This window comes from Proteus columbae, assembly GCF_009914335.1.
GTDB lineage: Bacteria > Pseudomonadota > Gammaproteobacteria > Enterobacterales > Enterobacteriaceae > Proteus.
Genome location: NZ_CP043925.1, coordinates 2,009,170 through 2,022,179, shown reverse-complemented (window position 1 = coordinate 2,022,179; position 13,010 = coordinate 2,009,170). Strand labels below are relative to the sequence as shown.

The 13,010-nt window shown below is 34.6% G+C and carries 9 protein-coding genes; 7 read left to right on the top strand and 2 right to left on the bottom strand.

The genetic code is table 11. The features are described from left to right. Positions 1-71: 71 nt before the first annotated feature. From F1325_RS09720 to F1325_RS09705, 4 genes are all read left to right on the top strand, one after another. On the top strand, positions 72-557 hold the full coding sequence (locus F1325_RS09720; RefSeq protein ID WP_109372345.1) for a GNAT family N-acetyltransferase: 486 nt from the start codon (positions 72-74) through the stop codon (positions 555-557). 191 nt (positions 558-748) lie between these two features. Beyond that, entirely contained in the window at positions 749-1,657 is a 909-nt protein-coding gene (locus F1325_RS09715; RefSeq protein ID WP_160230380.1) for an AEC family transporter, read from the top strand. Between the two features lie 124 nt (positions 1,658-1,781). Next, positions 1,782-3,077: a hypothetical protein gene (locus tag F1325_RS09710; protein WP_160230379.1), complete on the top strand. Its 1,296-nt coding sequence runs from the start codon at positions 1,782-1,784 to the stop codon at positions 3,075-3,077. A 64-nt stretch (positions 3,078-3,141) separates the two neighbouring features. Then, a complete protein-coding gene (locus F1325_RS09705) occupies positions 3,142-4,593 on the top strand; it encodes an AMP nucleosidase (RefSeq protein WP_160230378.1) in 1,452 nt (483 codons plus the stop codon). An 87-nt stretch (positions 4,594-4,680) separates the two neighbouring features. Here F1325_RS09705 and F1325_RS09700 read toward each other — a convergent pair whose 3' ends face one another. Next, positions 4,681-5,673: a tyrosine-type recombinase/integrase gene (locus F1325_RS09700; protein ID WP_160230377.1), complete on the bottom strand. Its 993-nt coding sequence runs from the start codon at positions 5,671-5,673 to the stop codon at positions 4,681-4,683. A 343-nt stretch (positions 5,674-6,016) separates the two neighbouring features. Then, the gene (locus F1325_RS09695) at positions 6,017-7,051 is read right to left on the bottom strand and encodes an isoaspartyl peptidase/L-asparaginase family protein (protein WP_109372288.1); all 1,035 of its coding nucleotides are present in this window, start codon (positions 7,049-7,051) and stop codon (positions 6,017-6,019) included. A gap of 862 nt (positions 7,052-7,913) precedes the next feature. Between F1325_RS09695 and F1325_RS09690 the strand changes: the two genes are divergently transcribed. Genes F1325_RS09690 through F1325_RS09680 form a run of 3 tightly spaced genes read left to right on the top strand, consistent with a single transcriptional unit; the run spans position 7,914 to position 12,880 of the window. Beyond that, entirely contained in the window at positions 7,914-8,987 is a 1,074-nt protein-coding gene (locus F1325_RS09690; protein WP_160230376.1) for an HlyD family secretion protein, read from the top strand. Between the two features lie 8 nt (positions 8,988-8,995). Further along, on the top strand, positions 8,996-11,752 hold the full coding sequence (gene rbbA, locus F1325_RS09685; protein WP_196564148.1) for a ribosome-associated ATPase/putative transporter RbbA: 2,757 nt from the start codon (positions 8,996-8,998) through the stop codon (positions 11,750-11,752). Then, positions 11,753-12,880 (top strand): ABC transporter permease, encoded by a 1,128-nt coding sequence (locus tag F1325_RS09680; protein WP_109372291.1) that lies wholly within the window; start codon positions 11,753-11,755, stop codon positions 12,878-12,880. Positions 12,881-13,010: the final 130 nt, after the last annotated feature.

Genomic DNA, 13,010 nt, shown 5'->3' with positions numbered 1-13,010 from the left:
ATTTAAAAAGCATTACTAGAATAAATTGCTTCACTAATTTGAGGCGGTTAATTCTGATGAATAAGATGGAAATGAGTATGATTCAACTTAGACTCGCTGAACCACAAGAAGCTAGAAGGTTATGGTATTTACGAAATCAAGCGTTGCGATTTGGTTGTGAGAATGTTTATCCATCAGAGATTTTAGCCGCTTGGACTCCTGATAAAATGCCTGAAGGATATCGGCAGGCTATTATTGAAAATCCATTTTATGTGATTGATTATCAAGAATACAATATTCCTGTTGCTTCAGGTTTTTTAGATGTTAAAACTGGTTTTGCTGAGGCCATTTTTACATTACCTGAATACATGGGAAAAGGATTTGCAGGACTAATTTTAAAACAGCTGAAACATGAGGCAATTAAGAGAGGTCAATCCAAGTTGTTTTTAGATGCCACACCTAATGCAGTATTATTTTATTTAAAACAGGGTTTTAAAGTATTAGAAGAACGTGATTACTATTCTGATTTAGCAAAAGCAAATTTACCTTGTTACCGCATGTGTATTGATTTAGATTAGCTGTTTGTATTTTAATCATCTTTAAAGGATGGTTTTTATAATAGACTAATAATAAAAAAGCTATTCTTAAAATGCGGTATAAATTTATTTTTATCATTTTTTGAATTAGCTTTTATATTAATTATATAAAATGGTAATCCACATGATGTTACGATATTGTAAAGTATAACGATATCTCTAGGATAAATATTATGCAAAATGTGTTATTAACGTTATGGCCGCTATTTGCGTTAATTGCGCTAGGTGCAATTTTAAGAAGAAATAAAACTTTTGAGCCTGCATTTTGGGTGGGAGCTGAAAAACTTAACTATTTTTTACTTTTTCCTGCTTTGTTGATCAATAGCTTGGCAAATGCTCCTTTATCCGATCCTCAATTATCTCACCTCGCTGGGGCTATTTTTTCTGTAGTCATTATTGTCACTATTTTGTGTGTTATTTTGAAAAAGATAACAGGTTGGTCTGCTGGGCGCTTTGGTGCGATCGTTCAAGGTAATATTAGATTTAACACTTATTTAGGTTTAGCAATTGTCGCTGATTTATTTGGTATTGAAGGATTAGGAATAGCCGCCTTGATATTAGCAACACTGGTTCCTCTATCAAATTTCACTTCGGTTCTTTGTTTAACCGCTGGGCAAAATGTGACATTGCGTCAACTAATATTACCTATCATAAAAAACCCTTTAATTATCTCTTGTGTTATTGGGATCATAATAAATCTATCAGGAGTTGGGCTTCCTTTTGGTAGCGATCAGTTTTTGAAGTTATTAGCTGCAACCAGTTTACCTTTGGGGCTTATTTGTATAGGGGCAGCATTACATCTTTCGACGCTAAAAGCTGAAAGTAAAATGATTGGAGTAAATACGATTACTCGTTTGCTTATTGTGCCGATAGTAGCATATAGCGTTGCTTACTTTTTAGATTTATCTCCGTTAGTCATGATGCTTTTGGTTATCTTCTTTTCGATACCAACGGCACCCACTTCTTATATTTTAACTAGACAATTAGGCGGGGATTCTGAACTTATGGCGGGGATCATTACTTCTCAAACAATGTTTGCTGCGATTACATTACCTATTATATTAAGCTTTTTATCATCTTGATTTCTAAAAGCATGTATTTATATGAAAATATTCATTAAAAATAAAGTCGTTTCTTTATATTAAAAATTTATTTTCTTTCTTATATTTACTCTTTATTGATTTTTTATGGATGGAGTAAATAATTATGATTATAAATGTTTCAAATGCAAAAATAAGCCAAGAAAAGCTAACTAAACTAGAGGATACTCATAAACCATCTGATGCAATGAGTATTTGGGAAAAAATAAAAGATTGGCTAGGGTTGAGTAATGAAAAAAAAGCACTTACACTTATACGTGATATCTATTTTGATAAAGATATATCTATTATAGATAAAAATAAGTATTTTTTTGAATTGCGTAACTTAGCTGATGGGCAATATAAAAACAACTTTAAACTTAATGTAGTTGATGATCATATCGTTTATAAAATTAATTTTCAAGATAGCTCCATAGCTACTGAATTCGACATCAAACCTTTTTTCGAGAATATAGAAAATAAATTGAATCTTAATTTGAAAAATTATGGAAATGAAGACTTGGAAAGCTTCATTAATAACTATTCGAAGTTATCAGCCATAAAAAATGATAATGTAAATTATGAAGAAAAATTTATCGCTTTTAGAGCGATTCTTATGGAATGTATTGATAATAAAAATAAAAGTGATCGATTTTATATTGATGAGTTTAAAAAAAAATCATTGGGAGAAAAATTAGAATATTTAAACAACAATAGAAAAAATTATTCTGTTGAATTAGATAGTGCTAAATTGATTTCTAATTTGACTGATGCAGTGTGTGTCTCAAAAAATGATAATTATAATAAATTGATAAATATAGTGAAAATTGATATACCAAGATACTCATTAAAATATAATAATGAGAATATAACCAGTATTACGTCATTAGATAAAAAATTAGAAAATTTAAATATAGATGACAAGATGTTTATTTTTGAATTATTGAATCAGGGTGTTTTCCAAATAATAAAAAATAGTTTCGAAAAATATGACCCTATCGCGACTATGTATTCACCGATTAATGGACGTATGAATGTAGATATAGAAAGTAATGACAATAAATATACTATCACTGTGAAATATAGTAATGATATTACAGAGGAAAATATTGAGGAGATAAATTCATTATCTAGCTATATTATCAATAGCTTTGATAGAGACACTATGGACTTATACGCTGAAAATTTTACAGAGGGAAAATTAACCAAAGAAAAAATGGATAAGGCATTAGGTCAATACTCTAATGAATTAAACAAAAGAATGGATGATTGTATTGGGGATAAATTTAATTATGAACAAAAAAGGTTTAATTTATTAACAGAATGTATAAATCTTCAATTTGAATTCAATCCTAATGCAGTAAAAAAACTGACCGTTATTCCTGAAAAAAGTAAAATTGAATATGACTTGTTAAAATCTTAATTGGGCTAAACAGAGCTTCTTGCTATTATGTAGACAAACCAATAATAAGTAAGAGGCTCTTTTTATGCCACAACCTCATGAACCTGAAATTCAAAAAATTATCATCGAGTTAAAACAACAATATCAAAATGCTGTTGATGCATTACGCAATGCCATTATTGATTATGTTCAAGATGGAAAATTACCCGATGTAAAACAAAGAGCTGAAGGATTATTTTCCTATCCTCAATTAACGGTATATTGGTCAGGGGAAGTAAAAACAGAAGATAAAACGAGAGCTTATGGACGTTTATCTCGGTCGGGTACTTATTCAACAACGATTACTAATCCAGCTTTATTTGAAAATTATTTATCAGAACAACTGCAACTTATTACTGATGCCTATCATGCTACTTTTGAAGTAACCGCTTCAAAACAAGAAATTCCTTATCCTTTTGTCATTGATGGAACAGGCATTGGCTTTGATAGAAAGATGAGTGCCTCTTTAGCAAAATATTTTCCAACAACTGACTTGTCTAAAATCGGTGATGAAATTACCGACGGCTTAATTTGTGATAGGGAAGTGTTGCCACTTTCTCATTTTGATGCATTGCGTACTGATTTTTCACTGGCGCGTTTAAAACATTATACAGGTACATTACCTGAAGACGTTCAGCCCTATATTTTATACACAAATTATAATCGTTATGTTGATGAGTTTGTTCGTTGGGCTTGCGAACAAGTTGCAGATAAGAATAGCGCATATTGCGCACTTTCTTGTGCGGGATTTCAGCAAATTACGGCGGAAACCGTTGATCCTGAAAAGTTAATTTCTGATTTAACTTGGAAGAAATATCAAATGCCTGCCTATCATTTAATTGCTAAAGAAGGTCCCGGAATAACATTAGTGAATATTGGCGTTGGCCCTTCAAATGCGAAAACAATTTGCGATCACTTAGCGGTTTTACGCCCTCATGTTTGGTTAATGATTGGTCATTGTGGCGGGCTACGTGAAAGCCAACAACTTGGTGATTATGTTTTGGCTCATGCATATTTACGTGATGATCATATTTTAGATGACGTTTTACCTCCTGATATTCCTATCCCCAATATTGCGGAAGTACAACGTGCACTTTATGATGCGACGAAAATGATTAGTGGTAAACCAGGGCATGAAATAAAACAGAGATTAAGAACGGGAACTGTTGTTACAACGGATGATCGCAACTGGGAATTACGTTTTTCCGTTTCAGCAAGAAGATTTAATTTAAGTCGCGCTGTCGCTGTTGATATGGAAAGTGCCACAATTGCTGCACAAGGTTATCGTTTTCGCGTTCCTTATGGCACTTTATTGTGTGTATCAGATAAACCATTACATGGTGAAATTAAATTACCCGGTCAGGCTAATCATTTTTATGAAGGTGCAGTATCAGAACATCTACAAATTGGTATTCAAGCGATTGAGCTATTAAAAGAAGAAGAAGATAAACTGCATTCTCGCAAGTTAAGAACGTTTAACGAACCACCTTTCAGATAAACTGTAACAAAACAGAATGTTTGAAAAATAAGCTTAATTTAAATACCCAATTTAATTTATTAAATTGGGTATTTTTCAGAATAAAAACTAAAAACGTAAATGTCGAGCTGCTTTTCTTAGTCGATCATCTCCGCGTCTATCATAACGCTGAGTTGTCATAATACTGGCATGTCCCATTGCATCTTTTACGGTGACGATATCTTCACCATTATCAAGCATTGCAGAAGCAAACGTTCTTCTCAAATCATGAGGAGCAAATTTATCAATACCACTTTCTTGTTGGCGTATTTCTAAAATATAGTAAATGGCTTGGTCGGTTATTCGCTCATCAGTAACATCATCGAACCGACGAATTCGAGTGAAAAGGGCACCATTTTGAGTACCTCTTATTTCATCGATCCATAATTGAACGCGATCCCAAGTATCATCAGGCATATAAGACATGCGTTCTTTATTACCTTTACCTCTGACAATAAAGGCTTGATCACGAAACTGAATATGTTCGTAATTTAGAGCCACAATTTCTGAGCGACGTAATCCACAACCTAATAGCACGCCTAATATTGCGGCATCTCTTAAACCTTTCGATGAATTGTCTTTTTCACAACTTCTAAATAAAGCACGAATTTCACTGCTAGTTAGTGCACGCCCTTTGGGTAACCGACTTCCTCTTACCGATTTAACTTGGCGGATATGCTGATAACTTTCAGTATCCATTTGTTTCATTGCCCAAGCTTCTAAAGCAACACCTTTTAAGGCAGCAAGATAAGTATTGATAGTGGCGGGGGCTTTATTGGCATCAGACAACATATCAATAATTGCTTGAATATGATGACGACGAAGTGCTCCCCATTGGCAATTTTTAAGAGAAGAAAAACCGATCATCTTGGCAACAATTGTTAGAAACGATCCCATTGTTTGACGACTGCGTTTTGAACCTAAACTCATTAAATATGCCATTGCAGGATTAGTATGAGCAGGCGAGGTGAATGTTGCATTCAGATCCAATATTGCTTGTTTTTCAGACAACACTAGCGATGTTTCAGGTGTTAAATCCTGATCGTCGTGGTGAAATTCCACAGTGATTTCCTTATTAAATCAACATAACCATGATGAATATTCTAACAGATCCAAAAAAGAAAAAAGCTACTTTTTCAAAGGATCATTTTAATAAGTAGAATCGATCTTGTATGTTTTACCATCGTATCGTTTATTAAGTAAGCTTTTTAAGGGTGAATAATAATCGGAACGCGTTAATGATAAAGATAACGTTAAATAGATTTAAGATAGAATGCAGGAAATAAGGGGGGAATAGGCTTATATTATGGGTTTCGTACCCAATATTTTTATCTTTTTTCTTTTTAGAAAAGGAGAAGATCAAACATAAATATTGGGTACGAAATAGAAAAATAATCGTTTAAATTTACTCTTTATAAATGGCGACAACTGGCTTTCCATCATTACCAATTGTGCCACGATACATACCTTCAGAATTAAAACTCATTGTATAGTTGCCTGATTTATCTAATACGATAACACCACCACTTCCATTAATCGCTTTAACTTCATCAAGTGCATTTTGAGCTGCTTCTTCTAAAGGTAAGTTTTTATATTTAACTTGGGCCGCAATATTAAATGCCGTTAATGTTCTGATAAACATTTCACCAGATCCTGTTGCAGATACAGCAACGGTTTCATTATCAGCATAATTACCCGCACCTATAATTGGGGAATCACCAACTCGACCATAGCGCTTATTTGTCATTCCTCCCGTAGAAGTTCCTGCCGCCAAGTTGCCATGTTGGTCAAGAGCGACTGCACCCACGGTGCCATATTTATAATCGTACATCATAGGATCAACAAAAAGAGCAGCTGTTTTACCATCATGATCTAAAACGACTTGTTCTTTTTCTATTGCTTTTTGAAGTTGTTGCCAACGATGTTCAGTTCTAAAATAGGAAGGATCAACAATTGTAAGTCCTTGTTCTTTAGCAAAAAGATCAGCACCATTAGAAACCATCATAACATGTGGACTTTTTTCCATCACTGCAATGGCTGCGTTAATTGGATTTTTAACCGTAGTTACACCCGCAACAGCGCCAGCTTTACGGGTTTTACCATCCATAATAGAAGCATCAAGTTCATTACGACCATCATGGGTAAAAACGGCACCTTTCCCTGCATTAAATAATGGGGAATCTTCCATCACATTAATGGATTTTTGAACAGCTTCTATGCTGGTACCTCCACTATTTAAAACAGCATATCCAGCATTTAATGCCTCGGTTAGTTTTTCTTTATATTCTTTTTCTTGTTCTGGTGTGATGGTGTCTTTAGTAATTGTTCCTGCACCACCATGAATTACAAGGCGAATAGGGGTATCAGTATTTGCGAAAACAGAGGTAGCAAACAGTGTGCAAAGTGTTATTGTAGCGAGTTTATACTTAATATTATTCATATAACCCTTCTTTTTTTTAATTAAAATTGACGTGGTATCATCATATGGATTTTACGATCTTGATCTTAAATTCTAATTAACTACATCAAAGAACTTTGATAACTAACTGCAATAATCACTATATAAAAAGTTTAAAGTGTAAGTGGTCTGAACACTCAACTTTCTTTTTAATTTATCGATCTTCATCATGTAATAGACGGTTGTTATTATTGTTCTTATTTCTTTTAAATAGATAAATCAAAGTGTTGCGTATTTTTAATGTTTCTTGATTAAATGAAGGGAATAAATATAAAACGTAGCTAATAGTGTTTTTTAAAAACAAAAATAATAATGCTATTTTTATTTTTTGTTTTTATTTTATATGATGAAATTTAAAATATAAAATTTATTAAATAATATAAAAAATACAATTTTTATCATTTTAAATTAGGTAATAATTCAGTTATGAATTGAAATTTCATCAAAAGGTTAAGTGTTACTTTAATATTGATTAATATGTAATAACTAAATGTTACTATTTCATTTGTATTTTAATGTAACGAAAACAGGTTTTCTATATACAATTTGTGTGGTTCCTCGAATAATCAAAAATAGATGGTGGATTATGTGATAAAAGTACTACATTAATTTGAGTTAAGGCTCTATTATAATAACATAACATTTATAATTCATAAGGTTAGCATCTAATATTTTGTTTTTTTATAGTGAGTGCATTAGCTTTATCAATACAAATGAACTATTTTTAAATATAAATAAAAAATAAAAATTTAAGACGTCTCATTATTTAACTATTTTCTTACATACAGCGGATAAACATATTTTTGGTATTCTTTTATGGCTAAAGGAAGGTTAAATAATTTATATGAAAAATCAAAAAAAGAGTCGTGTTTTTGTTTATAGCATCATTCTTATCGCGGTTGTTGCCGCGGGAATTTTTTGGTGGAAATCTCAAGCGCCAACTCTTCCTTCAGGATTTGCTCAAAGTAATGGGAGAATAGAAGCAACAGAAATCGATATTTCAACAAAGAGTCCGGGAAGAATAGACTCTATTTTAGTTCAAGAAGGTGATTTTGTTAAAGCGGGTGAAGTGTTAGCAAACATGGACACTCGAACCCTTAAAGAACAACTTCATGAAGTTCAAGCTCAATTAAACCAAGCAAAAAGCAGTGTGGTCACTGCACAATCTGCATTATCACAACGTAAAAGTGAACAACTTGCAGCTCAGGCAGTTGTTCGTCAACGTATTGCGGAGCTTGATGCTGCACAAAAAAGACTTAATCGTTCTCGTGCATTAGTAAAAACTAATGCTATTTCTATTCAACAATTAGATGATGATATTGCAAGAACAGAAGGAGCAAGAGCGGCGGTTGAAGCAGCTAAAGCTCAAGAAACCGCAACCATTGCTGCAATAGAATCGGCAAAAGCGGGGATCATTCAAGCTAATACAAAAGTGGATGCTGCAACGGCAACCGAAAGACGCATCTTAGCAGAATTGGATGACAGTATTTTAAAAGCACCGCGTAATGGTCGTGTTCAGTATCGTGTCGCAGAGCCTGGTGAAGTTTTAGGCGCTGGTGGTCGTGTATTAAATATGGTCGATTTAAGTGATGTTTATATGACGTTCTTTTTACCAACAGAAGCTGCTGGTAAAGCTGCATTAGGAAGTGAAGTTCACATTATTTTAGATGCGGCACCTCATATCGTTATTCCTGCAAAAACAACCTACGTTGCTAGTGTCGCTCAATTTACACCAAAAACTGTTGAAACTGATAATGAACGATTAAAACTCATGTTTCGTGTAAGAGCGCGTATTGCACCTGAATTACTTGAAAAACATCTTGAATATGTCAAAACAGGATTACCGGGTCGTGCTTATATTAGATTAGATAATAACCAATCTTGGCCAACTGATTTAGAGGTGAAATTACCGCAATGAGTCAAACAATGAGAACGCAAAGTCATTCTCATATCATTGAATTGACTCATGTATCCCAACATTATGGCGATACCAAAGCGCTTGATGATGTGACATTGGCTATTCCTGCTGGAAAAATGGTCGGGCTAATTGGCCCAGATGGTGTAGGGAAATCGAGCTTGATCTCTCTTATTGCTGGTGCGAGAGAAATTCAAACAGGGCAAATAATTGTTTTAAACGGTGATATGAATGATGTTGAACACCGAAGAGCTGTTTGTCCTCGTATTGCTTATATGCCTCAAGGATTAGGTAAAAATCTTTATCACACACTTTCTGTTTTTGAAAATGTGGATTTTTTTGGTCGTTTATTTGGTCAATCAAAACAAGAGCGGGCAGAACGCATAAATGATTTACTTGAAAGTACGGGTTTAGCCCCATTCCGTGATAGACCCGCGGGTAAACTTTCTGGAGGAATGAAACAAAAACTGGGTTTATGTTGTGCGCTTATTCACGATCCAGAGTTACTTATTCTCGATGAACCCACTACTGGTGTTGACCCGTTATCCCGCGCGCAATTTTGGGAATTAATTAATCGTATACGTAAGCGTCAAAAAAATATGAGCGTATTAGTTGCGACTGCTTATATGGAAGAAGCTGAGCGTTTTGATTGGTTGGTTGCTATGGATGCTGGAAAAATATTAGCAACAGGTCATGCCGATGAATTAAAAGCCCAAACTCATACTGATGAACTAGAAGCTGCTTTTATCGAGTTATTGCCAGAAGAAAAAAAGAAAGATCACCAAAAAGTGATTATCCCCCCAAGAGATAAAAGTGACGATGATACTATCGCCATTGAAGCACAAGATTTAACCATGCGTTTTGGGCAATTTGTTGCAGTAGACCATGTGAGCTTTCGTATTCCTAAAGGAGAAATTTTTGGATTCTTAGGATCGAATGGTTGTGGTAAATCAACTACTATGAAAATGCTGACAGGTTTACTCGAAGCGAGTGAAGGGCGAGCTTGGTTATTTGGTCAAGAAGTTGATCCTAAAGATATCGAAACTCGTCGTCGTGTTGGCTATATGTCTCAGGCATTTTCACTTTATAGCGAATTGACTGTACGACAAAACCTTGAATTACACGCTAAGCTTTTCCATATTCCAGAAGAGGAAATTCCTCAACGTGTAAAGGAAATGAGTGAGCGTTTTAATTTAACGGATGTTGAAGAAATGATGCCCGATGGTTTGCCATTGGGTATTCGTCAGCGTTTGTCGCTCGCAGTCGCTGTTATCCATAAACCTGAAATGTTGATATTAGATGAACCAACTTCAGGGGTTGATCCCATTGCGCGAGATATGTTCTGGAATTTGATGGTTGACCTATCAAGACGTGACGGTGTCACTATTTTTATCTCAACTCACTTTATGAATGAAGCGGCACGTTGTGATCGAATGTCACTGATGCATGCTGGTAAAGTATTAGTCACAGATACCCCTGCAAATTTAGTTAAAAATAGCCAATTTGATACGCTTGAAGAAGTCTTTATTGATTACCTTAAAAAGGCATCAGGTGAACAAGAAGCACCTGAACTTGATGAAAAAAGCCTACAACTTCCAGCATCTAGTCATGAAAGTGCAGAAAAAGCGTTAAAGCAACGATTTAGCTTACGGCGTTTATTTAGTTATAGTATTCGTGAAGGTATGGAATTACGCCGAGATCCGGTACGCCTTACTTTAGCGCTATTAGGTACGGTGATCTTGATGTTTATTATGGGTTACGGTATTAGTTTAGATGTTGAAAATCTACGCTTCGGTATTATGGATAGAGATAAAACAGGGTTAAGTCAGGCATATAGCCAAAACCTTTCAGGCTCTCGTTATTTTATTGAAAAGGCACCTATCACCGATTATGACCAGTTGGAAAAGCGGTTGCGTAGTGGTGATATTACGGTTGCGATTGAAATTCCACCTAACTTTGCGCGGGATGTTGCTAAAGGTCACACTGTAAAAATAGGTGTCTGGATTGATGGTGCAATGCCTAACCGGGCTGAAACTGTTCGAGGTTATATTCAGGCAATGCATTTAACATGGATGCTTGATATGGCTATGCGTCAACCCACTAATGTGGTTGATAAATTGTCACCTATTAATATAGAAACCCGCTATCGTTATAATCCAGATGTAAAAAGTTTACCCGCCATTGTACCTGCAGTTATTCCTCTTTTATTAATGATGATCCCCGCAATGTTAAGTGCGTTAAGCGTCGTTCGTGAAAAAGAGCTGGGTTCTATTATCAACCTTTATGTTACACCTGTCACCAAAGCAGAGTTTCTGTTAGGTAAGCAATTTCCTTATATCTTATTGGGTATGTTTAACTTTTTTATGCTCTGTGCGCTTTCGGTCTTTGTGTTTGGGGTGAGTTTTAAAGGGAGTATGTTAACGCTTTCTTTAGGCGCATTGCTCTATATCACTATAGCCACTGGAATGGGATTACTCATCTCTTGCTTTATGAATAGTCAGATTGCCGCTATTTTTGGTACTTCAATTATTACCTTAATTCCAGCAACGCAATTTTCAGGAATGATTGATCCTGTTTCGTCACTGGAAGGTATAGGTAAATGGATAGGGCATATTTATCCTACATCTCACTTTTTAACTATCACAAGAGGGACATTCTCTAAGGGATTAAACCTTTTTGATTTACCTTGGTCTTTTATTCCTTTGCTTATCACTATCCCCATTGTTATTGGGTTGAGTGTCTTTTTCTTGAAAAAGCAGGAGGCTTAAATGTGGCAAACAATCCAAAATGTGTTTAATTTAGGTGTAAAAGAGCTACGTAGTTTATCTCGTGATAAAGCTATGCTAGCGTTAATTGTGTTTGCTTTTACTGTATCAATTTACTCATCAGCGACTGTTACACCTGGCTCGTTACATCACGCACCGATAGCCGTAGCTGATCAGGATAAATCACAGTTATCTGCACGTATTGTAAATAGTTTTTATATGCCTTATTTCTTACCTCCTGCCGATATTACTCCTGAACAAATTGATGGTTTTTTAGATAGAGGAACTTATACCTTTGCACTTGATATTCCGCCTAATTTTCAGCGTGATCTCTTAGCGGGTCGAAAACCTGAAATACAAGTTAATATTGATGCAACGAGAATGAGCCAAGCCTTCTTAGGTAATAGCTATATTCAAAGTATTGTAATGGGTGAAGCAAAAACTTTTTTGGCGAAAAATAGAACCAACGATCCACTGCCTGTTGATTTGGAAGTTAGAATGAGTTTTAACCCGAATCTGACACAATCTTGGTTTGGTTCTGTTATGGCAATTATCAATAATATCACTATGTTAGCGATAGTATTAACAGGAGCAGCATTAATAAGAGAACGAGAGCATGGCACTATTGAGCACTTATTGGTTATGCCTGTAACTCCCTTTGAAATAATGCTTTCTAAGATATGGTCAATGGGATTGGTTGTATTATTGGCATCAGCCATGTCGTTAGTATTAGTCGTGAAATCTTTACTTCATGTGCCTATTGAAGGTTCTATTTTATTGTTTATGTGTGGTGTTGCTTTAAGCTTATTTGCGACAACCTCGATAGGCATTTTTTTAGGAACAATGGCTCGTTCAATGCCTCAATTTGGTTTATTGATGATTATGGTATTGTTGCCATTAATTATGTTATCAGGAGGGATGACATCACGAGAAAGTATGCCTCAGTTTGTACAGGATGTAATGCAAACAATGCCAACCACACACTTTGTTAGCTTAGCTCAGGCTATTTTATATCGTGGTGCTGACTTCTCGATTGTGTGGCCACAATTCATTATCTTAATTGTTATTGGCTCTGTGTTTTTTTCATTAGCATTATTACGTTTTAGAAAAACCATTTCGGCAATGGCTTAATAAATTTAAATATTAATCGATAAATTAACCTATTTTCTTCTATTATTAAATATAGAAGGGAATAGGTTTTTTATTAATTTAATTATTTAATGTTGGTGTTTTTATTTAACGATGAGATTTCATAAATAAT